The following is a 26,987-nucleotide window of genomic DNA, read 5'->3' on the forward strand; positions in this document are numbered from 1 at the left end:
GTCCGATTTCATCCAGCGCCGAGGCAAATGAACGGCCTGCGGTACGGATCTTCGGCGACCGCCTCGGCCAGCGCCCGCGCGGGCTCCACCCCGGCGGCGAGCCGCTGGTGGTAGTCGACCATCGCGGTGGCCGCCGACTCGTCGCCGACCCGGCTCGTGGCCGCGACCACGGTTCGCACCCCGCTGGCCAGCAGCGCCCCGGCGTACCCGAGCGCCTCATCGCCTGGCCGAACGTAGTTCAGCGCCAGTTCGCACGCCGCCAGCACCACCTGCCGCGGTGGCTGCCGCAGCCGGGCCACCTCGTAGGCGAACAGCGGCCCGTCGGCCAGCTCCAGCCGGGAGAACAGCGCGTTCGTCGGTTCGTGCTCGCCGTGTGCCGCGAGGTGCGCCAACTCCGCCCCGTCCAACGCGGCCAACACCTCCGCGACGGTCGCGCGGTCACCATCGAGGGTCACGGCGTCCGGGTACACCGCGCGAAGCATCTCCTCCTCGGCCACCTGGCCGGTGAGGTGCGGGCCGCGGGCGAGGACGGCTCGACCGGCCGTTGTGGAGCTGGTGAACGCGCCGAACCAGGCCGTCGCCGATGGCGCGACCACGACCGGCCGGGCGCGCAGCGACGGCAGGCTGCCCCACGGCACCGCGTACAGGCCGCCGGTGGGCACGATTATCAGCTCGCGGTCGCCGAGGAGATCGAGCAGCGGCTGGATGATCTGGGCGTCCAGCCCGCCCGCGCTGCGGCTCGCCGAGCCGCGCACGACGTCGATGATCGGCTGGGGCAGTGTGTCGGGGGCCAGTGCGTCGAGGTCGGCGTGCAGTCGGGCCGCGTTCTCGTCGGCCACGGCGGACGAGCCGAGGCGGACCATCCGGACCCTCGACCGGGTGACGACCACGGCGACGAGCGCGCCGCCCGACGTCGCCAGCGACACCAGCGCGCGGTCGCCGAGGGCACCGGTGATCTCATCGACGCCCGCGACCGGACGCGGACTGCCCCAGGTGCTGGCAGACCAGCCGAGCCGCAGCACTTCCCGCTCCAGCGCGGTCGTCTGCTTCTCCAGCTTCTGCGCGGGGCGGCCCGCGATGCGGTACGTCTGCACCGCGCGGCGCAAGGCGCGCAGTTCGGCGGCTTTCTCCGCCACGATCGGGTCATCGATAGCGGGAAGCGGCTCGTAGCGGTATACCTGCGCGCGGGTCCGCTCCAGCCACCCGAACAGCTGCCGCCCCTCGGGCCGGGGCTTGTGCAGCACGAGCCGGACCGCCAGGTCGCCGAGTTCCTGGCCGTGCAGGGCGGTGCCGCACACGAGCTCCATGCCGCCCATGCGGTCGCGCACCCGCCCGAGCTCGTCCAGCCCGGCCCGCGCCTCGGCCAGTGCCGAGCGCGACCGGCCGCGGGCGACGGCGAGTTCGGCGCGGCACAGCCGCAGCAGCATCTTGTGGTCGATCGGGGTGGTGGACCTCGGCCGGGGCACCATGTCGAGCAGCACCTCGGCGGCGGCCGGGTCGCCGCGGCGCAGTTCGAGGCGGATGGCCAGCAGCAGGGCCAGCGCGGTCTCGTCCTCGAGCGCGAGCGACCGCAGCGTCTCGGCCAGTTTCACGGCCTGGTCGACCAGGGCTTGGCGCACCCGCCCGGTGCGCAAGGCGGTCTTGGTCTGGGCGCGGACACCGGTGAGCGCGGCGATGGCCGCCCACCTGTTGTTGCCCCGCTTGGCGAAGCTGCGCTCTGCGACCCGGGCACGGCGCAGCGCGAGGCCGGTGTCGTCATCGAGCAGCGCCGCCGCGGCGCGGGCGATCTCGGCTTCCGCCAAGTCCTGTCCGCCGCGCTGCTTGCGGAACAGTGGCAACGCCTCGTCGAGCGTGCGCGCGGCCTCCTCGGCCAGCCCCGCGGCGAGCATCGCGCGCGCCTGGTCCAGCAACACGACCGGGAGCAGGCTGATCGCCCGCTGGCGGCAGAGCCGCGCGTTGTCCTCGTAGCGGCGCAGCGCGGTCGGCATGTCGCCGGACATGTAGGCGACGTAGCCGAGGTTGTGCCGGGCCTTGTAGCCGATGGTCTCGTCCAGCTCGTACCGCTCGGTGAGCTCGATGCAGCGGTTGAGTTCCTTGGTCGCGGCGTCCGGGTGGCCACCCATGATGTAGGCGAAGCCGCGGTTGAGATACAGGATCGCCAGCACGCTGGGCTCGCCGATGCCGTCGGCGAGCGCGGTCTCCAGCACCCGCGCGGACTCTTCGAGGACCTGCAGTCCCTCGTCGGAGCGCCCGGCGCGGATCAGCATGAAACCGCGCTGTTCCAACAGAAGCCCGGTCAGCTCGGTGCGCAGCGCGGTGTCGACGATGTGGGGCACGAGGTCGTCGGCGGCGTTGAGCCTGCTCAGGCCGAGGTCCAGACCGATCTCGCTGTCGGCGTACGCGGCGGTGACGAGCACCCGCACGCGCGTCGGCACCAGTTCCGCGTCGCTTGGGTCCGGCGCGGCGTCCAGCACGGCGAGCGCCTGTTCGAGGCGCGCCCGCGCGCGGGCGAAGTCGTAGCCGTACACGGCTTCGCGCGCGCGGGAGTGCAGTCCCACGGCCCGCCGCAGTGCCCGGCTGTTCACCGCGGGCACCGCGCGGGGGTGAGGAGACCGGCCATGACACAAGACATTACTGCCGGACGGGTGCGGCTGGTGGAGCCGCGTCGATCACGACATCCAGCCGAGCTCCTTGAGTTCCTGATCTGTCTGGGCGAGTGCCTCGAACGCGCGGGCCCCGCGTTCCACGACACCCTCGGCGTGCGGGGCGGCCGCGACGTTGCGCGCGATCATCCCGGCGATGACCGGTGTGGCGAACGACGTGCCCGCCCACACCGCGAATCCGGTGGTCAGGTCGTCGGGGTCGGGGGCGGTGCGGGGCAGCTTGGGGCTGCCGTCGCCCGCTGTCGCGAGGCCGGGGTTCTCCGCGCCCTGCCACATGGGCACGGTGCTGACGACAGCGTTGCCCGGAGCCCACCGGGTGACCCAGTCGCCCTCGTTGCTGAACGCGGCGACCGACTTGCCGGAGGCGTTGAGCGCACCCACCGCGACGAGCAGCGGGTTGCCGGTGTTCGAGCCGTCGGGGTTGAGCGCCAGCGCCGCGGGCACGAACGGCCGGGTGGTGGAGTCGTTGCCCGCCGCGGCGACGACGACGACACCGAGGTCGGTGAGCTTGCGGACGGCCTCGGCCAGCAGCAGGCCGGTCTGGTGGTCGGTGTGCTCGGGGTAGAAGCCCAAGGAAACCGAGACCACGTCGACGAGCCCTCCGGTGGTCTTGGTGTCGATCGCCTTCTGCACCCGCGCCCGCAGCCACTCCAGCGCCAGCAGCACCGAGGCGTCGGTGGTGATGCCGTCGGTGTGCAGCACGCGCAGCGACAGCACCCGCGCGTCCGGGCAGTTCTGGATGACCAGGCCGGAGACGAACGTCCCGTGGCCGGAGTGCGAGTCGGTGACGCCGAGCAGCGGCTGCAGGATGTCGCGCTGGTCCTCAGGCGAGACCAGGCTCGGCATGGTGCCGCCGGAGGCGTCGGTCAGCGTGGTCTCCAGGTCGGAGAGCAGGCCCTGGAACTCCGCGGACACCTCGACCACCGGGTCGGTGGCGACGTCGCCGACGCGCAGCCACGGGTGCGCGCCGATGCCGGTGTCGAGGACGGCGACCACCGGCCGCCTGCCCGCGGGCAGTTCCGTCGGGTCGCACACGCGGTGCGGCTCCGGCAGGAACAGGCGGACCGGGTTGCGCGTGCCGCTGGCGAGCGCGACCCCACCGCCGCCACCCGAGCCGACGCCACTGCCATACGGCACACCGCTGCCGTAGGGAACGCCACTGCCGTACGGAACGCCGCTGCCGTAGGGCACCCCGGAGCCGTAGGGCGTGCCGTGCATCTCGACGGACGCGGCCACGGCCACGTGCTCCAGGCCGATGCCCGCCAGCTCCTCCTCGGAGAACTTGCGGCGCAGGATCGTCAGCACCGTCCACGGGTCCGGCGCCTGGTCGGTGACGGCGTCCTCGCGGGTGCGCAGCAGGACCGGCACCGCGAGGTTGTCGTCGAAGGTCGCCAACGCGCGCCGCCAGCGGTCGGTGTCCGGCAGTTGCAGGACGAGTTCGGCGCCGAGCGGTTCGATGACCGCGTTGAACCGGGCCAGCGCCTTCGGGTCGCGCGCGATGCGCAGCGGGACCAGGAGGGTGTCGGCGCGGTAGATGGTCGTGTCGGGTTTGCGGTGGCCGCGGCTGGGAACCGCGGTGGACGGGTTGAGCGTGCGCGCGCGATGGCGGATCACGACGCCTGCCGGGAGACCGACGACCTCGGACAGTCCGGTGCTGTCCTCGCCGCCTTTCCCGCTGGTCGAGTGATCGCCGCTCGGGCTCATGGTCGCCATTGATTCCCCACCCCGGATAGTCGTTCGGTCACGGTCGGTGTCGTACGGGCCACCCGACCTGCTCATCGTTAGTAGAGCAGGTCCGAGTCCACTAGATACGTCGATCCGCATCGTGCCTGCGTAACGCGATTACCCAATCGTGCGACGCGAACCGCCCGATTACGCAGCGTCTATGTAAGGGGTGCTCGTCCGGCCTAGTTGGTCGCCGAGATCATTCCGCTGCCCAGGACCACGTCGCCTGCCGCGTCGGGGCGGTAGAGGACGACGGCCTGACCGGGGGCCACACCGCGCAGGTCCTCCGACGGTCGGACGACGAGGTCGCCGTCGACGAGGGTCGCGGTGGCGGGGGCGGTGCCGCCGTGGGCGCGAACCTGGGCGACGCAGTCGACCGGGCCCGTCAGCGGCACGCCGGAGGGCCAGATGGGGCGGGCGGCGACGATCTCGCGCACCGCCAGCTTGTCGATCGACCCGACGCGGACGGTCCCGCTGACCGGCTCCAGGCCGAGCACATACCGGGGCCTGCCATCCGGGGCGGGGGTGTCGATGCCGAGGCCGTGGCGCTGGCCGACGGTGAAGCCGTGGACGCCCGCGTGCACGCCGAGCACCGCGCCGGTCTCGTCGTCGACGAGTTGGCCGGGGCGTTCGCCGAGCTTGTTCGTGAGGAACGCCCGGGTGTCGCCGTCGGGGATGAAGCAGATGTCGTAGCTGTCGGGCTTCTCGGCGACCATCAGGCCGCGCGCGACGGCCTCGGCGCGCACGTCGGACTTCACCGAGTCGCCGAGGGGGAACATGGCGTGCGCGAGCTGCTCCGGGGTGAGCGAGGCCAGCACGTAGGACTGGTCCTTGCCGAGGTCGGCGCTGCGCCGGAGCTCGGGGCGGCCGTCCACTTGGGACAGACGGGCGTAGTGGCCGGTGCACACCGCGTCGAAGCCGAGGGCTATGGCCTTGTCCAGCAGGGCCTCGAACTTGATGCGCTCGTTGCACTTGAGGCACGGGTTGGGCGTGCGGCCCGCGGCGTACTCGGCGACGAAGTCCTCGACGACGTCCTCGGTGAAGCGCTCGGCGAAGTCCCACACGTAGAAGGGGATGCCGAGCAGGTCGGCGACCCGGCGCGCGTCGTGGGCGTCCTCGACGGTGCAGCAGCCGCGCGAGCCGGTGCGCAGGGTGCCGGGCTTGGCCGACAGGGCCAGGTGCACCCCGACGACCTCGTGGCCCGCCTCGACCGCGCGCGCGGCGGCCACGGCGGAGTCGACTCCGCCGCTCATCGCGGCTAGAACACGCACTCTCATACCTCCGCTGGGGACTTCGACCGCCGCATCCCGGCGAGTCCGGCGCTCCTGGCGCGCTCGACCACCGGGCCGATGGCCTCGATCAGCGCGTCGACGTCGGCCTCGGTGGACGTGTGGCCGAGCGAGAAGCGCAGCGAGCCGCGCGCGATGGCGGGTTCGGCGCCCATCGCGAGCAGCACGTGGCTGGGCTGGGCGACGCCCGCGGTGCAGGCCGAGCCGGTGGAGCACTCGATGCCCTTGGCGTCGAGCAGCATCAGCAGGCTGTCGCCCTCGCAGCCGGGGAACGAGAAGTGGGCGTTGCCGGGCAGTCGGGACGGCCCGTCGGCCACAGTGGACTGTCCGGGGTCGCCGTTGAGTACCGCGTCGGGCAGTTCGGCCGCCAGCCGGGCGACCAGGTCGTCGCGCAGTTCGGTCAGCCGCGCGGCGCGCTCGGCGCGTTCCCCGGCCGCGATCGAGACGGCCTCGGCGAAGGCGACGATGGCGGGGGCGTCGAGGGTGCCGGAGCGCACGTCGCGTTCCTGGCCGCCGCCGTGCGACACCGACGTGCAGGGCACGTCGCGGCCCAGCAGCAGGGCGCCGACGCCGAACGGGCCGCCGACCTTGTGGCCGGACACCGTCATGGCGCTCGCGCCGCTGCCCGCGAAGTCGACCGGGAGAACACCGACCGCCTGCACGGCGTCGGTGTGGAACGGGATCCCGTGGGCAGCGCACGCGCGGGCGAGTTCGCCGATCGGATTGACCGTGCCGACCTCGTTGTTGGCCCACATCACGCTGACCACCGCGACGGAGGCCGGGTCCTCGGCGATGGCCGCGCGCAGGGTGTCCTCGTGGACGCGCCCGAACGCGTCGACCTCCAGCAGCGTGACCTCGGCGTCCTCGTGCTCGGCCAGCCACAGCGCGGCGTCGAGCACGGCGTGGTGCTCGACCGCGGACACCAGCACGCGCCTGCGGGCCGGGTCCTGGGCGCGGCGGGCCCAGTAGACGCCCTTGACGGCGAGGTTGTCGCTCTCGGTGCCGCCGGAGGTGAAGATCACCTCGGACGGGCGCGCGCCCAGCGCCGCGGCCAGCGTCTCGCGGGCCTCCTCGACCGCGCGGCGCGCGCGGCGGCCGGAGGTGTGCAGGGACGAGGCGTTGCCGTAAGTGGTCAACGCCTTGGTCAACGCCTCGGCCACCTGGGGCAGGATCGGCGTGGTGGCGGCGTGGTCGAGATAGGTCATCGCTCAACCAGGGTAGCCCGCACTCCGGGGTGCCTGTCACCAGACCTGGTCACACCGGTTCCGTTTCCCGACGGCTGAACAGGACGAATCCGACGACCGCGATCCCGGCCATGGCCAGGTTGAGCGGGATGACCGCAGCGGTGGGCGCCGCGGCGGAGGCCAGCGAGACCAGCAGGACACCGCCGAACCCGACGCAGGCCGCCGAGAACATCATGTCCGCCACCTGGGTCGCCGCCGAGTTGAACCCGCGGTCGCGCTCGTCGGAGATGCCCAGCACCAAGACGTTGATCGACGGGAAAGACAGCCCCATCCCGGCGCCGCACACGACCCACACCACTCCGGCGAGCCAGCCGAATCCCCAGGTCGGGGCGATGAGCACGGACGCGGCGAGCCCGACGGCGAGTATCGCGAAGCCCCAGCGGATCAGGGTGGTGCGAGGGATGTCCGGGTTGCGGCCCTGCCAGTGCGAGGCCGCCGACCAGCCCAGCGCGCCCAGCGTCAACGGCAGCCCGGCCAGCGCGGGCGAGTACCCGTGCACGGCCGTCAGCGTCAGCGGCAGGAACGCCTCGACGCCGAAGAACGCGCCCGCGAGCAGCCCTCGGGCGAGCACTGCGCTGGGCAGGCCGCGACGCGCGGTCAGCGTTCCGGTGGGCAGCAGCGTGCGGAGCGCGGGCACCAGCAGCGCGACCCCGGCCAGCGCCAGCCAGAGCGTGCCGAGCGAGGGGTGTTGGGCCGCCCAGCTCACCGCCGGGATGCCCAGTCCGGCGGCGACAGCGGCCAGCGGCAGGCCGCGCCGGGTCGACGGCGCCCGCGAAGGCACCGGGAGCGACCGCAGCGCGGGTATCAGCAGAACGGCCCCGAGCAGGGCGAGCGGCGCCAGGCCGAGGAACACCCAGCGCCAGCCGAGCGATTCGGTGACCAGGCCAGCGAGCGTGGGCCCGACGATCGAGGGGACAACCCACGCGGCCGACAGCAGGCCGAACGCGGCCGGCCGCGACCTCTCCGGATAGACCAGCGCCACCAGGACATAGATCGCCACGATCTCGGTGCCCAGCCCCAGCCCCTGCAGCACCCGGCCGACCAGCAGCGTCACCATGCCGTCGGCGGTGCCCGCGACCAGCAGACCGGCCAGGAACACCGCGGGCCCCACGTAAAGCACCGGCCCAGGGCCGACGCGGTCGCACGCGCGCCCGGACAGGACCGTGGCCATGACGCTCGCGGCGAGGAAGGCGGTGAACGGCCACGAGTAGTACGCGCCGCCGTCGAGGTCGGCCAGCATGCGCGGCATCGCGGTGCTGACGCCGAGGTGCTCGAAGGCGGCGATGGTGATGAGGAGCAGGATGCCGACCGTCGTGGCGCGGTTGTCGGCGTGCCACAGCGCTCTGCTGGGTGTCTCGGTGACCGTCACGCGGTCATCGTGCTCCCTCTAGTGGGCTGGAGGTCCAGTCCTTTTACCCGGCCAGCTTGGTGTTCTCGTGCAGCGTCGTGCGCGGGATCCGGCGCCGCTGCGCGGGCAGCATGACGCGGCCGAGCGCCGAACTCGTCGCCGCCTCGGCCAGTGCGGCCAGCTCACGGCGGTTGGCGGCCCGACCAGGGGCGATCTCGTCGAGGATGTGCAGCTCCAGCACCAGCCCACGCAGCCGGGCGACCCGCATGACCGAGTCGATGATCGTCTCGGTGCCGATGAACGACGGCGCGCTCGTCTCGCGGCCGTCCGCCATGCGGAACCGCAGCGCCAGCGGACGCACCGGCACGCCGCCGTCGATGGCGGCCTGGAACACCGCGTGCCGGAACTTGCCGAGGCCCTGGCCGCACCAGGTCGTGCCCTCCGGGCACACATAGACCTGCGAGCCGTTGCGCATCGCCTCGGCCAGCTCGTTCATCGTCTTGGGCAGCGCGCGCAGGTTCTCCCGGTCGAGGAACACCGAACCCGCCGCCGCGACGATCGGCCCCAGCACCGGCCAGGCGCGGATGTCGAGCTTGGCCAGCGCACGCATCGGCCGCACGGCGTTGACCGCGGCGATGTCGAGCCACGAGATGTGGTTGGCCGTCACCAGCGCGCCGCGCCCCTTGGCGGGCGGCAACTCCCCGGTGACCTGCAGCTTCACCCCGAAGGCGTTGAGCAGCGCCCGGAAGATCCCCTTGGCGAGCAGCTCCCGGCCCCGGGCGCCGATGATCGGCAGCACCGGCAGCGCCAGCAGGCTGGCCAGCAGCACCCCCAGGGCGCCTGCGAGCCGGGCCACGACGCGGGCGCGGCCCACGGTGGGCTCGTCACCGGTGAGGCACTGCGACCCGCAGGGCGAGGTCGGCATCCACGCGTGGGACATCTACTCCCCCAGGAAGAACTTCAGATACCGCTGGTCGACGTGCTCGAGGCCCAGGAGCACGAAGAAGTCGGCGACCCCGAAGTCGGCGTCGAGCGCGGGCGGCCCGCACACCCACGCGCCCAGGCGCAGGTAGCCCTTGAGTAGCGGGGGCATGACCGTGCGGGCGGGCGCGGCGACCGAGTCGACGTCCCACGGGTTGAGCGGCTGCACGCGGTACCGCTCGTCCGCGTAGTGCTTGGTGCGCACGGTGTTCCACACGCCCGCGGCGAGGGTGCCGCCGTCGGCCAGCGGCACCGAGGCGCAGCCAGCGAGCCAGCTGCGACCCGAAAGCAGCATGTAGCGCGCGATGCCCGCCCACACCAGGCTGACGACGGCGCCGTTGCGGTGGTCGGCGTGCACGCAGGAGCGGCCGGTCTCCACCAGGGCGGACCGCAGGTCGACCAGCTTCGACAGGTCGAACTCGGTCTCGGAGTACAGGCTGCCCGCCTCGGTGGCGCGCTCCGGCGGCAGCATCCGGTAGGTCCCGACGATCTCGCCGGTCGAGTCCTCCCGCACCACCAGGTGGTCGCAGAACTCGTCGAAGTGGTCGACGTCGATGCCCGCCTCGGTCGAGTGCAGGGTCGCGCCCATCTCCTCCGCGAAGACCTGGTGGCGCAGTCTCTGAGCGGCGCGCACCTCGGCGCCGTCCTGGGCAACGAGCAGCGAATAGCGGGGAGCATCCGGTCCCGACTCGGGGGTGCTCACCAGCACGTGGGCCTGCGTCATGCGTTCTGTATACGGCCTGGTCACCAACTTAAACGGCCCCGTTTCCGTGACGGATCGGTGGAAACTTTGTGAATTGCGGGTTCCAGAGTCGAAAAATAACGAAACGGGGCGGTTCCCGGAAGGGAACCGCCCCGATTCAGCCGAATGAGTTGATCAGCCCTTGCGCTTGGCGACCTCGTCGGTCAGCTGCGGCGCGACGGCGAACAGGTCGCCGACGACACCGAAGTCGGCGATCTCGAAGATCGGCGCCTCGGCGTCCTTGTTGACCGCGACGATGGTCTTCGAGGTCTGCATGCCCGCGCGGTGCTGGATCGCCCCGGAGATGCCGAGGGCGACGTAGAGCTGCGGGGACACGGTCTTGCCGGTCTGCCCGACCTGGAACTGCGCCGGGTAGTAGCCGGAGTCCACGGCCGCGCGGGAGGCGCCGACGGCTGCGCCGAACGCGTCCGCGAGCTTCTCCACGACCTCGAACTGCTCGGCCGAGCCGACACCGCGGCCACCGGAGACGACGATCGACGCCTCGGTGAGCTCGGGGCGGTCGCCGCCGACGATGGGCTCCTGGCCGGTGATGCGCGCCGACTTGGCCGCGTCGGCCGCGGGCACGTCCACGGTCTCCTCGGCCGCCGCGCCCTGGGCGGGCTCGGCCTCGAGGCCACCGGGGCGCACCGAGACGATCGGCGTGCCCTTGTTGGACTTCGACTTGACCACGAACGCGCCACCGAAGATCGACTGCACCGCGGTGACGTCACCGGCGGAGCCCTCGATGCCGACGGCGTCGACCAGCAGGCCGGAGCCGGTGCGCGCGGCCAGCCGACCGGCGACCTCCTTGCCGTCGGCGGTGGCGGCGATCAGGACGGCCGCGGGGGCCGCCTTCTCCACCAGCGCCGCGAGGACGTCGACCTTCGGGGTGACCAGGTAGGCGGTGGCGTCGTCGGACTCGGCCACGTAGACCTTGGCCGCGCCGTAGGACGCCAGCGACTCCTTGAGCTTGGCCGCGGTGCCGGGCGAGCCGACGACGACGGCCGACGGCTCACCGAGCTGGCGGGCCGCGGTCAGCAGCTCGAAGGTGACCTTCTTGATCTCGCCGTCGACGTGGTCGACGAGGACCAGAACTTCGGACATGGGGTTTCCTCCTTCGCTGCTTGTCAGATGAGCTTCTGGGAGATGAGGTACTCGGCGATCTTGACGCCGCCGTCACCCTCGTCGCTCACGCGCTGCCCGGCCGCGCGCGGCGGCTTCGGGGCGGCCTCGAGCACCGACGACGTGGCGTTGGCCAGGCCGACCTCGCCCGCGTCGATGCCGAGGTCGGCGACGGTGAGCGTGCTGACCGGCTTCTTCTTGGCGGCCATGATGCCCTTGAAGGACGGGTAGCGCGGCTCGTTGATCTTCTCGCCGACACTGACCACGGCGGGCAGGGAGGCCTCGAGGTGCGTGATGCCCTCGTCGGTCTCGCGCTCGACCTTGATCGTGGTGCCCTCGATGCTGACCTTGCGGGCGTGGGTGAGCTGCGGGTAGCCCAGCAGCTCGGCCAGGATCGCCGGGACGGCACCCGAGCGGCCGTCGGTCGCCTCGTTGCCCGCGATGACGAGGTCGACGGCGTCGACGGTGCCGATCGCGGCGGCGATGACCTTGGAGGTCTGCAGGACGCACGAGCCGTGCAGCGCGGGGTCGGAGACGTGGACCGCCTTGTCCGCGCCCATGGACAGGGCCTTGCGGATCGCCTCGGTGGCACGGTCGGGGCCGACGCTCAGCACGGTGACCTCGCCGCCCTGTGCCTCCTTGATCAGCAGCGCTTCCTCGACGGCGCGCTCGTTGATCTCGTCGAGCACCGCGTCGGCGGACTCACGATCCAGCGTGTGGTCGGAGTCGGAGAGCTTGCGCTCCGAGTAGGTGTCTGGCACCTGCTTGACCAGGACAACGATGTTTGGCATGGGTCTTCTTCGACCTCCTGGGAACGAGCACCGTGTTCGCCGCCGGTAGGCAGCGCCCCGCCTTGGATTCTCGTGCGGTTCGGCTGACCTTGCCATGCGGGTCGTCCGACTGACACGGTGGCCTTGACCACGCCGATGTTACTCATCAGTAGCGAGTGTGCAAACCAGGGCAAGCACCCGGGTGTCGTGATGGTCCTCACGAACGGCCACCTCAGGGGCCGGGCCGACTGGTCCGAAAGGACTATCGTCGATGAGATGAGGGTCGCCGTAGTCACCGATTCCACCGCCAGTCTGCCCGCCGATCTCGCGGCGCAGTGGCGGCTGCGGGTGATTCCGGTGCAGGTCAGCATCGACGGCCACGTCGACGACGAGGGTCGGATCCCGCACGCGGCGGTCCTCGACGCGCTGCGCGCCGGTCGGGCCGTGTCGACCCTGCCGCCGGAGGCCGCGGCGTTCTTCTGGGCCTACCAGCAGGCCGCGGCCGACGGCGCCGACGCTGTCGTCTCCGTACACATCTCGGCTCTCCAGTCGAAGACCTATGAGCACGCGCTCGCCGCGGCGCGCGAGTCGACGATCCCCGTGCACGTGCTCGACTCGGGCACCTCCGGCATGAGCCTGGGCTACGCGGCCGCCGCCGCGGCCAGGGTCGCCGCGGCGGGCGGCGACCCGGACCGGATCATGGCGACGCTGGCGCGCAGGCTCGACGACAGCAGCGAGCTGATCTACGTCGACACGCTGGAGTACCTGCGCCGCGGCGGACGCATCGGCGCGGCCGCGAAGTTCATCGGCAGCGCCCTGTCGCTCAAACCCCTCCTGACCATGAAGGAGGGTCAGGTCGCACCGCTGGAGAAGGTCCTCGGGGCACACCGGGCGGTGCGGCGGCTGGCCGACATCGGGGTCCGGCGGGCCGAGGGACGCGATGTGGACGTGGCCGTCGAGCACGCGGGCGCGCCGGAAGAGGCCAGGCAGCTGCTCGACGCGATCGCGCCGCGGATCCCACGCACCCGGTCGTCGCTCATCACCGAGGTGAGCTCGGCACTGGCCGTCCACTTGGGACCAGGCGCGCTGGGCATCACGATTTCCCCGGCGTAGACCTACTTATATAAGGCGAAGGTCACCTCCCCTGGGGAAGGTGACCTTCGCTGCTGACCGGGGCGCGCCGGTCAGCACTGTCGCAACGACGCCAGGGGTCAGGCCGTCGCTGGAAGCCACTTGGCGCGGCCGGGGGCGGTGGGCACCCAGCAGCCGGAGGCCGACGTCTCGCTCCGCGGGCGGCTCAGCGCGCCGGGGGTGCGGTCGTCGGGAAGCGCGATCAGGTCGCGGAGGACGTCGGTGGCCCAGCCCGCGCGCTGCCACAGCACGTCACTGGGGTTGATCACGTCGGCGGCGTCGGCGGGCAGGCGCGAGGCGATCGCGTTGTCCTCGGCGTGCAGGCGGATGACGTCGATGACGTTGTGGTGGGCGCGCACACCGACGACGGCGGCGATCTCGCCCTTCGCGTCGCGCGGGTGCAGGAAGTCGTAGCCGCGGGCGACGAGCCTGCGCAGGTAGGTCTCCGCGGTCGGCATGCGCAGCACCCCGCCGCGCGCGGCGGTGGCGAACGAGCGGATGACCTGGCCGGAGAACACCAGCGCCGGGCCGGTGGGGGCCTTGGAATCGCGGATGGCCGTGCGGCCGTCGCCGACCGGCGAGACCTCGACACAGTTGCCGACCGCGCCACTGCGGCTGCCCTTGCGCCAGCGCGCGCCGGATACCAGCTCCGCCGAAACTCCGTTACGGATCTCAGTCATGGGACCCCGCCTCCCGACTCACGATGCAGATGCACGTGCATTTGAACGTGACGACCGTAACACGGGTGAACGATCTGGCAAATGCACGTGCATCCGATCGTGTCGATTGCACACTGCGAGTGGGTGTGCGCAGGGGGTCAGGTCAGATCTCGGCGCGCCGCTTCATGAGGATCTGGCGGGACCGGCTCGGCGTCTCCGCGTCGACCGCGAGCCGGTCGACGACGCGGCTGTAGAGCTCGATCTCGTCGCGTCGGTCGAGGTAGACCGCGCCGCCGAGGTGCTCGACGTAGACCAGGTCGGGCAGCTCGGGCTCGGTGAAGCGCAGCACGGTGAACGACGTCTCCGCCGCGTAGCCCGACAGCGCGTAGGGCACGACCTGGAGCGTGATGTTGGGCAGGCGGGTGACCTCGAGCAGGTGGTCGATCTGGTCGCGCAGCACCCGCTGCCCACCGATCGGGCGATGCAGCACCGACTCGTCGATGACCGCCCACAGCTTGGGCGCGTCGGTGCGGTGGAGGACCTTCTGGCGGGACATGCGCAGGGTGACCCGGCGCTCGGTCTCGTCGGAGGCGCGTTCGGGGCGGCCGTGGCTGGCCAGCACCCTGGTGTACTCCTCGGTCTGCAGCAGGCCGGGCACGAACTGCAGCTCACAGGTCTGGATGCGGGAGGCCGACTCCTCGAGCCCGACGTAGTCGGTGAACCAGTTGGGCATCAGGTCGCTGTAGCGGTGCCACCAGCCCGGCTCGTTCGACTGCTTGACCAGCGCGAGGAACTGTTCGCGCTCGGTCGGGTCGGTGACGCCGTACATGGTCAGCAGGTCTTCGACATCTCGTTCCTTGAAGCCGACGCGGCCGAGTTCCATCCGGCTGATCTTCGACTCCGAGCCGCGGATGACGTAGCCCGCGTCGGCGCGGCTGACCTCGGCCTTCTCGCGGAGTTTGCGCAGCTGGGAGCCGAGCACGATCCTGCGCGCGGTCGGGCCAGTGCTCTGCCCGTCATTGCGGCGCTCGGCCACGCTCCGTCCCTTCGCGACTCCTGCGTGCTAACCCGTCCGGGGCGCGCGCTTGCCCACACCCCTAAGGTGAGGGTACTCCTTGACTCCGCAACGTCCATGATCCACGACGCTCTGTGAGGACAGTATGACGACTGACGCGCAGCAGACCGACCGTGATGTCCCTGTCTACATAGACACATCGAAGGCAAGCATCGCGAGAGTCTACGACGCGTTCCTCAACGGCAAGGACAACTACGAGATCGACCGTGAGGTGTTCCGCCGCGTCAAGGCGGTGGCGCCGGAGGCCGCGCAGCTCGCCTACGACAACCGCGCCTTCCTCATCCGCGCCACCCGGTTCATCGCGAACCAGACCGGCATCAAGCAGTACCTCGACCTCGGTTCAGGTCTGCCGACCGCGGAGAACACCCACCAGGTCGCCCAGCGCATCGAGCCCGACTCGGTCGTCGTCTACGTCGACAACGACCCCGTCGTCCTGGCCCACGGCCGCGCCCTGCTCGAGGAGAACGAGCAGACGCACTTCATCGCCGAGGACATCTTCGAGCCCGAGCGCATCCTCGCCGACGAGACCGTCCGCAAGCACCTCGACTTCACCCAGCCGATCGCACTGTTCCAGATGGGCACGATCCACCACTACGACGGTGAGCGCGCCCCAGCGGACATCATGAAGACCTACATCGACGCCCTCCCGTCGGGCTCGATCGTCGGCATCAGCCACTTCCTCGACCCGCTCAACGAGTACAGCGCGCTCGCCCGCCGCATGGAGGACGTGTTCATCCACAGCCCCATGGGCACCGGCGTGTTCCGCACGCGGGAACAGATCGAGGGCATGTTCCCGGGCCTGAGCATGGTCGACCCCGGCGTCACGCTGTGCGCCGAGTGGTGGCCGGACGGCCCGCAGATCAAGCCCCTCGACGAGGTGCAGTACTGCATCGCGGGCGGTCTCGGCGTCAAACCCTGACGCGTACTGGCTGGTAGCGCATCGGATACCGTGCCCGGGTGGCCACCGACTACCCGAGCCCGGCTGACGCGCTGCCGTTGACCGGCGAGCGCACGGTCCCCGGCATCGCGCAGGAGAATTACTGGTTCAGGCGACACGAGGTCGCCTATCTGGACCTGGCGCACTACTGCGCGGACGCGGTGGTGCTGGAGGCGGGCTGCGGCGAGGGCTACGGCGCCGACCTGCTCGCCGAGCGCGCGCGGCTTGTCGTCGGCCTCGACTACGACGAGCTGACCGCGGCGCACGTCGCGAAGGTCTACCCGTCGGTGCGCACGCTGCGCGGCAACCTCGCCGCCCTCCCCCTGCGCACGGCTTCGGTGGATGTGGTGGCGAACCTGCAGGTCATCGAGCACCTGTGGGACCAAGAGGGCTTCCTGGCCGAGTGCCGCCGGGTGTTGCGACCCGGCGGTCGGCTGCTGATCACCACGCCCAACCGGATCACCTTCTCCCCCGGCCGCGACACCCCGCTCAACCCGTTCCACACCCGCGAGCTGTCGGGCGCCGAGATGGACGAGCTGCTGCGCGGCGCCGGGTTCGAGGTGGAGTTCCTCGGTGGCGTGCACCACGGTCCGCGGCTGCGCGAGCTCGACGCCGCGTTCGGCGGGTCGATCATCGACGCGCAGATCGAGGTCGCGGTCGCCGGGCTGCCGTGGTCCGACGAGCTGATGGCGGCGGTCACGTCGGTCGAGGCGTCCGACTTCGAGATCCGACGCGGCGACGACAGCTCTTTTCCTGTTGACGCAAGCCTCGACCTGGTCGGGGTCGCGCGCGCATGAGCGAGCCCATCGGCAGTTTCGCGTTAGTCCTGCACAGCCACCTTCCCTGGCTGCCGCACCACGGCACGTGGCCGGTCGGCGAGGAGTGGCTCTATCAGGCGTGGGCACATTCCTATCTGCCCTTGGTCGACCTCGCCCGGCGGTTCGCCGCTGAGGGCAAGCGCGACATGTTCACCCTCGGCGTCACCCCGGTCCTGGCCGCTCAACTCGACGACCCCTACGCGATGCGCGGGGTGCACGACTGGCTGGGGAACTGGAACCTGCGCGCGCAGTACGCGGCGGTCCGCTGGCAGAGCGCCGACCCGCTGCTGCGCGAGGTCGCCGCGGCCGAGTTCCGCGCGTCGGCCGCCGCGCTGACCGAGTTCGAGACGCACTGGCGCGGCGGGTTCTCCCCGGTGCTGCGGCAACTGGTCGACAGCGGCGTGATCGAGCTGATCGGCGGCCCCGCGACGCACCCGTTCCAGCCCCTGCTCGACCCCCGCCTGCGCGCGTTCGCCCTGCGTACGGGCCTGGAGGACACCGCGGCACGGATCGGCCACACGCCCGCGGGCATCTGGGCCCCCGAGTGCGGCTACGCGCCGGGGATGGAGACCGGGTACGCCGCGGCGGGCGTCGAGCGGTTCCTGGTCGACGGCCCGGCACTGCACGGCGACACCTTCGCCGCCCGGACCGTCGGCGACTCCGACGTCGTCTGCTTCGGCCGCGACCTGGAGGTCACCTACCGAGTCTGGTCGCCCAAGGCCAGCTACCCCGGCGACCCCGCCTACCGCGACTTCCACACCTACGACCACCCGTCGGGCCTCAAGCCGTCCCGGGTGACCGGCAGGCACATCGAGCCCCAGGACAAGCGGCCCTACGAGCCCGCGCTTGCCGCCCAGGCCATCGAGCGGCATGTCGCGGACTTCGTCGACACCGTGGTCCGGCGGCTCAACACCCTTCGCGACCAGCACGGCAAGCCCGGCCTCGTCGTGTCGGCCTACGACACGGAGCTGTACGGGCACTGGTGGCACGAAGGCCCCGTCTGGCTGGAGAAGGTGCTGCGCGCGCTGCCCGAGGCCGGCGTCCGGGTGACGTCGCTGCGCGGGGCGCTCGACGCGGGCCACCTGGGCGGCCGGGTCGACCTGCCCGCGTCGTCGTGGGGGTCCGGCAAGGACTGGCGCGTGTGGGACGGCGAACAGGTGGCCGATCTGGTGGACGCGGGCGCCGACCTCCAGCGAGACCTGCTCGACCTGATCGACAAGCACGGATCCGCCGACCGCGATCCGGTGCTTGACCAGGTCGTTCGCGAGGCGCTGCTGGCGCTGTCCAGCGACTGGGCGTTCATGGTCACCAAGGATTCGGCGGCTGACTACGCTCGGCGTCGGGCCAAGACGCACGGCGAGCGGTACGCCGAGCTGGCGGGCCTGGTGCGGTCCGGAGCGCGCGATCGCGCGTCAGCCAGGGCCACCGAGCTCGTCAAGGAAGACGGGCCGTTCACCGGACTCGACGCCAGGCACTTAGGTACCGGCGAGTAGGGTTCGCCAGACCCGAATGCGAGGATCTCACTCGATGCGCGTGCTGATGCTGTCCTGGGAGTACCCACCCGTCGTGGTCGGGGGGCTGGGCAGGCACGTGCACGCGATCGCCCGCCACCTTGCGGGCCAAGGCCATGACGTCGTGGTGCTGTGCAGGCACGAGGCGGGCACCGACGCGTCGACCCACCCCACCGAGGACGGCACGCACGACGGCGTCCGGGTGATCCGAGTCGCCGAGGACCCCACGCACCTGGTGTTCGAGAAGGACCTGGTCGCCTGGACCCTGGCCATGGGCCACGCGATGATCCGCGCGGGCCTGTCCCTGCTCGGCGACTGGCGGCCGGATGTCGTGCACGCCCACGACTGGCTGGTCACCCACCCGGCCGTCGCGCTGGCCGAACACGCGCGGGTGCCGCTGGTGGCGACCGTGCACGCGACCGAGGCGGGCAGGCACAGCGGCTGGCTGTCGCAGCCCCTCAACCAGCAGGTCCACTCCGTCGAGTGGTGGCTGGCGAACCGCGCCGACGCCCTGATCACCTGCTCGTCGGCGATGCGCGCCGAGGTCGCCCACCTCTTCGAGGTCGAACCGGAGACGATCACCGTCATCCACAACGGCATCGAACCCCGCAGCTGGCGCGTGCCGCCCGCCGCCGTTCGCGCCTCCCGCGCTTCGCACAGCCCGCACAACGCGCCGCTGCTGCTGTTCTTCGGCAGGCTGGAGTGGGAGAAGGGCGTCCAGGACATCATCGGCGCGCTCCCCCGGATCCGCCGCACGCACCCGGGAACCCGACTGGTCGTGGCCGGTCGCGGCACCTACTCGGTCGCCCTGGAAGAACTTGCCCGCAAACTCCGTGTGCGCCGCGCGATCGACTTCGCGGGCCACCTGTCCGACCGCGACCTGGGCGCCCTGCTGGCCGCCGCCGACACCGTGGTCCTGCCCAGCCGCTACGAGCCGTTCGGCATCGTCGCCCTCGAAGCCGCCGCTGCAGGCGCCCCCCTGGTGGCGTCGACCGCGGGCGGCCTGGGCGAAGTGGTCATCGAGGGCGAGACGGGGCTGTCCTTCACCCCCGGCGACCTCGACGGCCTGGCCACCGCTGTCCGCCGCGTGTTGGACGACCCGACGAGCGCCCGCCGCCGCGCGAAGCTGGCCAAGGCCCGCCTGTCGGTCGACTTCGACTGGGATCTCATCGCCGCGCAGACCGTCGAGGTATACCTGCGGGCCGAGGCACGCGCGCACGCGCCGCTCGGACGACCGAAGATCGCGACGGGCAACGCGTTCCTGGTCTAGCTCTCCAGCGACTTCAGCAGAGCCTTACGCGCCTTCCGCTCCATATCAGCGATAGCCGCCCGGCGAACCGCGTCAGCCTCGTAGGCGTCCAGGCGGCTGCGCACAACCTTGGCGGGCATCCCCGCGGCGATCGCGTAGTCCGGAATCTCACCACGCACGACCGCGTGCGCGCCGATGACGCAGCCCCGGCCGATCCGCGTCCCCTTCGTCACCGTGACCTTCGTGCAGATCCACGTGTCCGGCCCGATCCGCACCGGAGACTTCACAATCCCCTGATCCTTGATCGGCTGGTGGATATCCGCGGTGACGTGGTCGAAGTCGCAGATGTAGACCCAGTCGGCGACGAGCGAGGCGTCACCGAACTCGATGTCCAGGTAGCAGTTGACGACGTTCTGCCGCCCGAACACGGCCTTGTCGCCGATCCGCAGGGAGCCCTCGTGGCACCGGATCGCGTTGCCGTCCCCGATGTGCACCCAGCGCCCGATCTCCAGTCGACCGAACCCTGGCCTGGCGTGGATCTCGACGTCCTTGCCGAGGAACACCATGCCCCGAAGCACGATGTGCGGGTTGGTGAGGCGCAGCTTGAGCAGCCGCCAGTACCGGACCAGGTACCACGGCGTGTACGCGCGATTGCGGATCACCCAGCGCAGAGATTCCTTCGTGAGGAACCGAGCCTGCGCCGGATCCCGGCGGGCGCGGGACCAGAAGCGCAGGCGGTCGGAGATGGGCGAGCCCCACATCGACGTCATGGGGAAAGACGTTAACTCAGGAGTAGGGCGTGGGTGAAAGGGTGGTGGCATGACTCGTCTGATCATCGATACGGACCCTGGCGTCGATGACGCGTTCGCCATCGCGCTCGCCGCCCGGTCGGCCGACGTCGACCTGCTCGCGGTGACCACGGTCTTCGGCAACGTGGGCCTGGAGTCGACCACCCGCAACGCGCTGCGGGTGTTGGCGCTGTGCGGACGCGAGGACGTGCCCGTGGCGGTCGGCGCTGCCAGGCCGCTGGTGCACCCTCAGGCGTCGGAGGGCAAGGCCGCGCACGGCGAGGACGGCCTGTCGGGTCAGGCGGACTCACTGCCGGTCCGAATGCGCGGCGTCGAGCCCCTCCCCGCCGTGGCGCTGATGGCCAAGGTTCTCCGCGAGTCACCCGAGCCGGTCACGCTGGTGCCGATCGGCCCGCTGACGAACGTCGCGCTGCTCCTGGCGACCCACCCCGAACTGAAGCCGAAGATCGACCGGCTCGTCATCATGGGCGGCGGCTTGACCGGCGGAAACACCACCGCCGCCGCCGAGTTCAACCTGTGGTCCGACCCGGAGGCCGCCCACCGCGTCCTGGTCGAGGAGAGCCTGCCGACCGTCCTGGTCCCGATCGACCTGACCTACCGCTGCCGCGTCGAAGCGGACTGGCTGGCAAAGCTGGCCGTGTCCGGCCCGGTCGGCACCGGGCTGGAGGGCCTGACCGCGACCTACCGCGCGCACTACAGCGCCTTGATGGGATTCGACGGGCTGGTGATCCACGACGCCGTGGCCGTCGCCGAGGCGATCAGTCCCGGCATCCTGTCGACCGAGCGGTTTCCGGTGCAGGTCGAGACCGCGTTCGGCCCCTCTCGCGGCGCGCTCGTCGCCGACAAGCGGCTGCGGACGCAGAACGACCTGCACAACGCCCGCGCCATCGATGTCGCGACAGACACCGACGTGGACGGGCTGCGCGCGTTCATCCTCGATCGGCTGAGCTGACCGCCTCGCACACGATCGCCACCGGCGCCCGGCCGATCCGGGTCAGCACGACCGACGCGTCCCCGTCTCCCTTCAGTTTGAGGCGGGGACGCAGCGCGTTCGGGTCGACTTCGAGGCCGCGTACAAGGATCTCCAGCCTGCCGATGCCCCGCTTCGCCAGCGTCGCCTTCAGCGCCTTCTCCGTGTACTTGCCGTGCTCCAGCACGCGGAACGCACGGACGCCGGGCGGTGGCTCGGGGCCGGTCAGGTAGGCGATCCGTTCGTCGAGCTGGCCCAGGCCATGGGCCGCCGCGTAGTGGCGCACGAGGCCCGCGCGGACGACGGCACCGTCCGGGTCGATGATCCACTCGCCGACCGGGAGCACGGGGCAGGTGTCGTCCTGGTCGTCGGTGACCGTCCACTCGGTACCGTCGGAGCGCAGGACAGTGGCTCGGCGCTTGGCTTCCGTGGCCAGTCCGCCCGTCCACAAGCAGGCTTCGCGGACGGCGCCGTCGAGGGACACGACCTCGACCTCGTCGGCCCACGGGACGTCGGCGAAGTCGATGCCGGGCGCGCACTTCACCGCCAGGTCGCGGCCGCGGTAGGTGTCGGCGAGGGCGTTGAGCGGAGGCGCGAAGTCCTCCGGCCGCCACCGCCTGCGGCCCGCCGAGTCGCGTCGGCCGGGATCGGCGAGGACCGCTGTCGAGCGCGTCACGGGGGTGAGCGCGTCGGCCCGGACCAGCGCGACGCCGGGCACGTTGCCGCGGGCCATGGCCAGGCGGACCGGGTCGAGGTCGGAGCCGATCGCGCGGTCGGCGACCTCGGCGACGGCGGCGAGGTCGACGCCGACCGAACACGTCACGTCGTGCGCTGTCCGCCCGGCGAGCCTGCGCGCGCGGTGCCGCGCGACGGGCGTGGGGGTGGCCTGCTGGAGGGCGGCGTCGGTGAAGAGCCAGCGGACCGGATCGTCCACTTTGGACGCCGCTTTCCGGCGCAGCAGCACGGTCTCCAGCAGCGCGGCCGCGCGGTCACCGGCCAGCGTGCGCGCCTTCGCGACGTCGGCGAGATAGCCGGCCGAGGTCAGCGGCAGCCGGTCGATCTCGGCCGCCGCCGCGACCCCGTCCGGCGACCGCAGGAACGCCACGTCGCCGAGGGTGAACCCGTAGCCCACTCAGTTCGGCTTGCGGCCGCTGATGAGCACGTTGTAGAACAGCTCGCGCGGCAGGACCTTGCGCAACAGCCGCTCATCGAGCCACGACAGCCGCTGCCAGGTCTTGTAGGCGAACATGCCCCAGCCGAAGCCCAGCTTCTCGCGCGGGACGGCGGCCTCGAAGGTGCGCACCGGCCAGCCGAACAGCGCCGCGGCGAACTCCTCGGTGACGGCCTTGACCTCGACCATCCCGGCCTCGCGGGCCTGGGACTCCAGTTCGGCGGGGTCGAAGGTGTGGATGTCGACCACGGCCTCCAGCGCCGCCGCGCGGCTCGACTCGTCGAGCTCCTCCTGCGGCCTGCGCCAGCCCTGCAGCGGGCCGAGCTTGGTGAGGTTGGTGGTGAGCCACCACGTCGCCAGGCCGAGCTTGCGCGCGTACCTGTCGCCGATCTTGGTCGGCTCGCCGGCGAAGACGAACCGGCCGCCCGGCTTCAGCACCCGCTGGATCTCGCGGAACGCGGCCGGGATGTCGGGGATGTGGTGCAGCACGGCGTGGCCGATGACCAGGTCGAAGCTGTTGTCGTCGTACGGGATGCGCTCGGCGTCGGCGACTCGGCCGTCCACATCGAGCCCGAGGCCCTTCGCGTTGCGCAGGGCGACCTCGACCATGCCTGGCGACAGGTCAGTGACCGAGCCCTTCTTGATCACCCCGCCCTGCATCAGGTTGAGCAGGAAGAAGCCGGTGCCGCTGCCCAGTTCCATGGCGTGCTCGTAGGGCCAGCCCTGGTCGCCCGCGACCGACTTGAAGCGGCCGACGGCGTAGTCGATGCAGCGCTCGTCGTACGAGATCGACCACTTCTCGTCGTACGTGCCCGCTTCCCAGTCGTGGTAGAGCACGTTGGCGAGCTTCGGGTCGGCGAACGCGGCCTCGACCTGCTCGGCCGTGGCGTGCGGGTTCGGCGTGGGGTCAGCGGCCATTGAACTCCGCCTTTCCTGGTCCGTTCTCGATGAACGAGCGGAGACCGGTGTCGCGGTCCTCGGTGGCGAACAGCGCCGCGAAGAGGTTCGTCTCCAGCTTCAGGCCGCTGGCGAGGTCGTTGTCGAGGCCGCCGTCGATGGCCGCCTTGGCCGCGGCGAGCGCGCGCGAGGCGCCCCGGGTGAACTGGCTCGCCCAGCGCTTCGCGGCTTCGTAGACGTCGTCGGGGGCGACGACCTCGTCGACCATGCCCAGCGCCAGCGCCTCGTCGGCCTTGACGAACCGGCCGGTGTAGACGAGGTCCTTGGTCTTGCTCGGGCCGATCAGCCGCGCCAGGCGCTGCGTGCCGCCCGCACCGGGGATGATGCCCAGCAGGATCTCCGGCTGGCCGACCTTGGCGTTGTCGCCCGCGATCCGGCGGTCGCAGGCCAGGGCCAGTTCGAAGCCGCCGCCGAGGGCGAAGCCGGTGATCGCGGCGACCGTGGGCTTGGGCAGTTCGGCGATCGCGGTGATCGAACCAGTGAGCTCGGGTCCGTAGTCGGCGATGTCGGTGTAGGACATCTCGGCGAATTCCTTCACGTCGGCGCCCGCCGCGAAGACCTTCTCACCGCCGTAGACGATGACCGCCTTGATGTCGTCGCGCTCGCGCGCCTCCTGCGCGGCCGCGCGAAGCTCGGCCTGCAACTGGCGGTTGATGGCGTTCATCGGCGGCCGGTCGAGCCGGATGGTGCCGATGCCGTCCTCGACCTCAAGCCGAACGAACTCACCCACGGTGGAGCCTCCTACCGGTCTGTTTGCCGAAGGTTACCTGTCAGTAAAGCCGCTAGGCGTCGCGGCGGGCGAAGTAGCGGTCGCCCGAACGCTCGAGGATGAGGGACTGGCCGAACGCGGCCGAGAGGTTCTCGCTGGTCAGGACGTCCTCGATGAGCCCCTGCGCGACCACGCCGCCCGCCGACAGCAGCATCAGGTGGGTGAAGCCGGGCGGGATCTCCTCAACGTGGTGGGTGACGAGGATCGTCGCCGGGGCGTCGGGGTCGAGCGCGAGTTCGGAGAGCCGGGACACCAGGTCCTCGCGGCCGCCGAGGTCGAGCCCGGCGGCGGGCTCGTCGAGCAGGAGCAGCTCGGGGTCGGTCATCAGCGCGCGGGCGATCAGAGCGCGCTTGCGCTCGCCCTCGGACAGCGTGCCGAAGAGGCGGTCGGCGAGGTGGGCGATGCCCATGGCCTTGAGCAGTTCGGCGGCGCGGCCGGTGTCGAGCTGGTCGTACTGCTCACGCCAGCGGCCGAGGACCGCGTAGCCTGCGGAAACGACGACGTCGAGGACGAGTTCGTCGGCGGGGACACGGCCCGCGAGGGCGGCGGAGCAGAAGCCGATGCGGGTGCGCAGCTCGAAGACGTCGACCTTGCCGAGCTGCTCACCGAGGACGTGCACGGTGCCCGTGGTGGGGTGCAGTTCCGCGCCCGCGAGCCGCAGCAGCGTGGTCTTGCCCGCGCCGTTGCCGCCGAGGACCACCCAGCGCTCGTCGAGCTCGACGCTCCAGTTCACCCCTTTGAGGAGGTCGGTGCTGCCGCGGCGGACGCCGACGTCCGTCAGGTGCACAACCAGGTCGTCGGGGGCGGTGGCGTCAGTGTGCGCGGTCACGGCGGTCATTCTGCCTGTGCGCCGCGGTGACGGGAGGCGTCGGGGGTCACCCGTCGGAGGCGCCAACGGGTGATCGTGGGCAGGATGGACGGGTGACCCCCTCCTCGCCGCGCCCGCTGCCCGGTCATCCGTTCCCGCTCGGCGCGCACCCGGAGGCGGGTGGCGTGCGGTTCTCGGTCGCGTCGTCGGTCGCCGACGCGGTCGAGGTCTGCCTGATCGGCGAGGGCGACGTCGAGCGGCGCGTCGAGCTGACCGAGCGCACGTTCGACGTGTGGCACGGCGTCGTGCCGGGGGTGACGCCTGGTCAGCGCTATGGCTTCCGGGTGCACGGGCCGTACGACCCGGCTCGGGGGCTGCGCTGCAACCCGACCAAGCTGCTGGTCGACCCGTACGCCCGCCGGATCGAGGGCACGGTCGCCGACCTCGGCGCCACCCGCGGCTACCGCGGCGACCCGATGACCGGCGCGCCGTCGCGGATCGACTCGCTGGGGTCGGTGCCGCTGTCGGTGGTGACGTCGCCGGGCGGCCCGGACACCGGCAGGCGGCCGGACGTGCCGTTCGAGGAAACGGTGATCTACGAGCTGCATGTGCGCGGTTTCACCAAGCTGCACCCGGACGTGCCCAAAGACCAGCGCGGCACGTACCTCGGCCTCGCGCATCCGGCCGTGATCGACTACCTGGTGCGGCTCGGCGTGACCGCGGTCGAGCTGCTTCCCGTGCACACCTTCGCCGACGAGCCATTGCTGCTGCGGTCAGGCCGCCACAACTATTGGGGCTATTCGACCCTCGGTTTCCTCGCCCCCCATGCCGCCTACGCGTGCCGCCGCGGCAAGGAGGTCGAGGAGTTCCGCACCATGGTCGCCGCCCTGCACGCCGCGGGCATCGAAGTGATCCTCGACGTCGTCTACAACCACACGTGCGAGGGCCCGGTCAGCGGCCCCACCGTGTCCCTGCGCGGCCTCGACGCCCCCGCGTACTACCTGCTCGACGACGCGGGCAACGACATCGACCTCACCGGCTGCGGCAACACGGTCAACCCCGGCTCGCCCGCGGTCGTGCGCCTCGTCACCGACTCGATGCGCTACTTCGCCACCGAGATGGGCGTCGACGGCTTCCGCCTCGACCTGGCCAGCGTCCTCGGCCGCCCCGACGGCGGCCCGTTCACCCCCGACGCGCCGCTGCTGACGGCGATCACCACCGACCCGATCCTCAGCACCCGCAAGCTGATCGCCGAACCCTGGGACGCCACCGGCGACGGCTACCGCGTCGGCGGCTTCGGCGTCCACTGGTCGGAGTGGAACGGCCGCTACCGCGACACCACCCGCGACTTCTGGCGCGGCGCCACGGGCCTGCGCGACCTGGCCTACCGCCTTTCGGGTTCGTCGGACCTGTACGCCGCCAACCGCCGCAGGCCATGGGCGTCGATCAACTTCATCACCGCCCACGACGGCTTCACCCTGCGCGACCTGGTCTCCTACGACCACAAACACAACCACGAGAACGGCGAACACGGCGCGGACGGCACGAACGACAACCGCTCCTGGAACTCCGGCGTCGAAGGCGAGACCACGGACCCGGCCGTGCTTTCGCTGCGCGACCGCCAGGCCCGCAACCTGCTGACCACCCTGCTGCTGTCCACCGGCACCCCGATGCTGACCGCCGGCGACGAGCGCTGGCGCACCCAGCACGGCAACAACAACCCGTACTGCCTCGACAACCAAACCTCCTGGCTCGACTGGACCAGCACGCCCCGCACCGACGCCCTGCTGGCCTTCACCCGAAACCTGATCTCCCTGCGGGCCGCGTCCCCCGCCCTCCGCCAGCCCGAGTTCTTCGACGGCCGCCCCACCAAGTCGGGCGAACCGGACCTGGTGTGGTTCCGCCCCGATGGCACCCCCATGACCGACCCCGACTGGTTCGACGAGTCCCGCCGCACCCTCGGCATGTGGATCGACGGCACCGAATGCCTCTCCCACACCCGAGAAGGCGACCCCATCGCCGACGACTCCTGGCTCCTGATCGTGCACGCGGGCGCAGACCCCACCACGTTCACCCTCCCCGACCCCAGCTACGGCGATCGGTTCATCCCCACCCTGGACACGAACACCCTCCAGGGCACCCCCACACCCCAGACCACGTACGCCCCAAGCACCCAGATCTCCCTCCCACCGCGCACCGCGCTGATCCTCCGCGCGCCCCGCGATAACCCCTGACTCCC

At 71.4% G+C, this 26,987-nt stretch carries 23 protein-coding genes; 7 read left to right on the forward strand and 16 right to left on the reverse strand.

The window, feature by feature from the left end:
* Positions 1 to 8 precede the first annotated feature (8 nt).
* The 9 genes from ACSHT8_RS16340 to ACSHT8_RS16380 form a co-directional block, all read right to left on the reverse strand.
* Positions 9 to 2,585: a CHAT domain-containing protein gene (locus tag ACSHT8_RS16340; RefSeq protein ID WP_436501873.1), complete on the reverse strand. Its 2,577-nt coding sequence runs from the start codon at positions 2,583 to 2,585 to the stop codon at positions 9 to 11.
* Positions 2,586 to 2,669: 84 nt separating this feature from the next.
* Positions 2,670 to 4,376 carry a S8 family peptidase gene (locus ACSHT8_RS16345; RefSeq protein ID WP_436501874.1) on the reverse strand — a complete coding sequence of 569 codons (1,707 nt, stop codon included), beginning with the start codon at positions 4,374 to 4,376 and terminating at the stop codon, positions 2,670 to 2,672.
* 194 nt (positions 4,377 to 4,570) lie between these two features.
* A complete protein-coding gene (gene mnmA, locus ACSHT8_RS16350) occupies positions 4,571 to 5,659 on the reverse strand; it encodes a tRNA 2-thiouridine(34) synthase MnmA (protein ID WP_436501875.1) in 1,089 nt (362 codons plus the stop codon).
* 2 nt (positions 5,660 to 5,661) lie between these two features.
* Entirely contained in the window at positions 5,662 to 6,882 is a 1,221-nt protein-coding gene (locus tag ACSHT8_RS16355; RefSeq protein WP_436501876.1) for a cysteine desulfurase family protein, read from the reverse strand.
* Positions 6,883 to 6,931: 49 nt separating this feature from the next.
* Complete coding sequence (locus ACSHT8_RS16360) at positions 6,932 to 8,290, reverse strand: MFS transporter (RefSeq protein WP_436501877.1); 1,359 nt, start codon at positions 8,288 to 8,290, stop codon at positions 6,932 to 6,934.
* Positions 8,291 to 8,333: 43 nt separating this feature from the next.
* A complete protein-coding gene (locus ACSHT8_RS16365) occupies positions 8,334 to 9,209 on the reverse strand; it encodes a lysophospholipid acyltransferase family protein (RefSeq protein ID WP_436501878.1) in 876 nt (291 codons plus the stop codon).
* Entirely contained in the window at positions 9,210 to 9,974 is a 765-nt protein-coding gene (locus ACSHT8_RS16370) for a GNAT family N-acetyltransferase (RefSeq protein WP_436501879.1), read from the reverse strand.
* A 153-nt stretch (positions 9,975 to 10,127) separates the two neighbouring features.
* A complete protein-coding gene (locus ACSHT8_RS16375; protein ID WP_436501880.1) occupies positions 10,128 to 11,096 on the reverse strand; it encodes an electron transfer flavoprotein subunit alpha/FixB family protein in 969 nt (322 codons plus the stop codon).
* A gap of 23 nt (positions 11,097 to 11,119) precedes the next feature.
* Positions 11,120 to 11,905, reverse strand: coding sequence for an electron transfer flavoprotein subunit beta/FixA family protein (locus ACSHT8_RS16380; protein WP_436501881.1), 786 nt, complete (start codon positions 11,903 to 11,905; stop codon positions 11,120 to 11,122).
* A gap of 255 nt (positions 11,906 to 12,160) precedes the next feature.
* On the opposite strand from ACSHT8_RS16380, the gene ACSHT8_RS16385 reads away from it, so the two are divergent.
* Positions 12,161 to 12,997 carry a DegV family protein gene (locus tag ACSHT8_RS16385; RefSeq protein WP_436501882.1) on the forward strand — a complete coding sequence of 279 codons (837 nt, stop codon included), beginning with the start codon at positions 12,161 to 12,163 and terminating at the stop codon, positions 12,995 to 12,997.
* 98 nt (positions 12,998 to 13,095) lie between these two features.
* Here ACSHT8_RS16385 and ACSHT8_RS16390 read toward each other — a convergent pair whose 3' ends face one another.
* Together ACSHT8_RS16390 and ACSHT8_RS16395 are read right to left on the reverse strand one after the other, a co-directional pair.
* Positions 13,096 to 13,695 carry a DUF397 domain-containing protein gene (locus tag ACSHT8_RS16390; RefSeq protein ID WP_436501883.1) on the reverse strand — a complete coding sequence of 200 codons (600 nt, stop codon included), beginning with the start codon at positions 13,693 to 13,695 and terminating at the stop codon, positions 13,096 to 13,098.
* 142 nt (positions 13,696 to 13,837) lie between these two features.
* A complete protein-coding gene (locus tag ACSHT8_RS16395) occupies positions 13,838 to 14,710 on the reverse strand; it encodes a helix-turn-helix domain-containing protein (RefSeq protein WP_436501884.1) in 873 nt (290 codons plus the stop codon).
* Between the two features lie 124 nt (positions 14,711 to 14,834).
* Here ACSHT8_RS16395 and ACSHT8_RS16400 point away from each other — a divergent pair, with 124 nt between their 5' ends.
* The 4 genes from ACSHT8_RS16400 to ACSHT8_RS16415 are packed head-to-tail and all read left to right on the forward strand — an operon-like array spanning position 14,835 to position 19,285.
* Entirely contained in the window at positions 14,835 to 15,668 is an 834-nt protein-coding gene (locus tag ACSHT8_RS16400) for an SAM-dependent methyltransferase (protein WP_436501885.1), read from the forward strand.
* Between the two features lie 38 nt (positions 15,669 to 15,706).
* Positions 15,707 to 16,483: a class I SAM-dependent methyltransferase gene (locus tag ACSHT8_RS16405; RefSeq protein WP_436501886.1), complete on the forward strand. Its 777-nt coding sequence runs from the start codon at positions 15,707 to 15,709 to the stop codon at positions 16,481 to 16,483.
* Positions 16,480 to 17,997, forward strand: coding sequence for a 1,4-alpha-glucan branching protein domain-containing protein (locus tag ACSHT8_RS16410; protein ID WP_436501887.1), 1,518 nt, complete (start codon positions 16,480 to 16,482; stop codon positions 17,995 to 17,997). The genes ACSHT8_RS16405 and ACSHT8_RS16410 overlap by 4 nt, the downstream gene beginning before the upstream one ends.
* Positions 17,998 to 18,031: 34 nt before the next feature.
* Complete coding sequence (locus ACSHT8_RS16415) at positions 18,032 to 19,285, forward strand: glycosyltransferase family 4 protein (protein ID WP_436501888.1); 1,254 nt, start codon at positions 18,032 to 18,034, stop codon at positions 19,283 to 19,285.
* Here ACSHT8_RS16415 and ACSHT8_RS16420 read toward each other — a convergent pair.
* The gene (locus tag ACSHT8_RS16420; protein WP_436501889.1) at positions 19,282 to 20,034 is read right to left on the reverse strand and encodes an acyltransferase; all 753 of its coding nucleotides are present in this window, start codon (positions 20,032 to 20,034) and stop codon (positions 19,282 to 19,284) included. The genes ACSHT8_RS16415 and ACSHT8_RS16420 overlap by 4 nt on opposite strands.
* A 49-nt stretch (positions 20,035 to 20,083) precedes the next feature.
* On the opposite strand from ACSHT8_RS16420, the gene ACSHT8_RS16425 reads away from it, so the two are divergent.
* Positions 20,084 to 21,025 carry a nucleoside hydrolase gene (locus tag ACSHT8_RS16425; RefSeq protein WP_436501890.1) on the forward strand — a complete coding sequence of 314 codons (942 nt, stop codon included), beginning with the start codon at positions 20,084 to 20,086 and terminating at the stop codon, positions 21,023 to 21,025.
* On the opposite strand, the gene ACSHT8_RS16430 is transcribed toward ACSHT8_RS16425, so the two are convergent.
* Genes ACSHT8_RS16430 through ACSHT8_RS16445 form a run of 4 tightly spaced genes read right to left on the reverse strand, consistent with a single transcriptional unit; the run spans position 21,003 to position 24,778 of the window.
* Entirely contained in the window at positions 21,003 to 22,175 is a 1,173-nt protein-coding gene (locus ACSHT8_RS16430) for a THUMP-like domain-containing protein (protein ID WP_436501891.1), read from the reverse strand. The genes ACSHT8_RS16425 and ACSHT8_RS16430 overlap by 23 nt on opposite strands.
* Positions 22,176 to 23,132 (reverse strand): class I SAM-dependent methyltransferase, encoded by a 957-nt coding sequence (locus ACSHT8_RS16435; RefSeq protein ID WP_436501892.1) that lies wholly within the window; start codon positions 23,130 to 23,132, stop codon positions 22,176 to 22,178.
* The gene (locus tag ACSHT8_RS16440) at positions 23,122 to 23,901 is read right to left on the reverse strand and encodes an enoyl-CoA hydratase/isomerase family protein (protein WP_436501893.1); all 780 of its coding nucleotides are present in this window, start codon (positions 23,899 to 23,901) and stop codon (positions 23,122 to 23,124) included. The genes ACSHT8_RS16435 and ACSHT8_RS16440 overlap by 11 nt, the downstream gene beginning before the upstream one ends.
* 52 nt (positions 23,902 to 23,953) lie before the next feature.
* Positions 23,954 to 24,778, reverse strand: coding sequence for an ABC transporter ATP-binding protein (locus tag ACSHT8_RS16445; protein WP_436501894.1), 825 nt, complete (start codon positions 24,776 to 24,778; stop codon positions 23,954 to 23,956).
* 83 nt (positions 24,779 to 24,861) lie between these two features.
* Between ACSHT8_RS16445 and glgX the strand changes: the two genes are divergently transcribed.
* A complete protein-coding gene (gene glgX / locus ACSHT8_RS16450; protein ID WP_436501895.1) occupies positions 24,862 to 26,982 on the forward strand; it encodes a glycogen debranching protein GlgX in 2,121 nt (706 codons plus the stop codon).
* Positions 26,983 to 26,987: the final 5 nt, after the last annotated feature.

This window comes from Actinokineospora sp. HUAS TT18, assembly GCF_051364635.1.
In the GTDB taxonomy this organism is placed as follows: domain Bacteria; phylum Actinomycetota; class Actinomycetes; order Mycobacteriales; family Pseudonocardiaceae; genus Actinokineospora.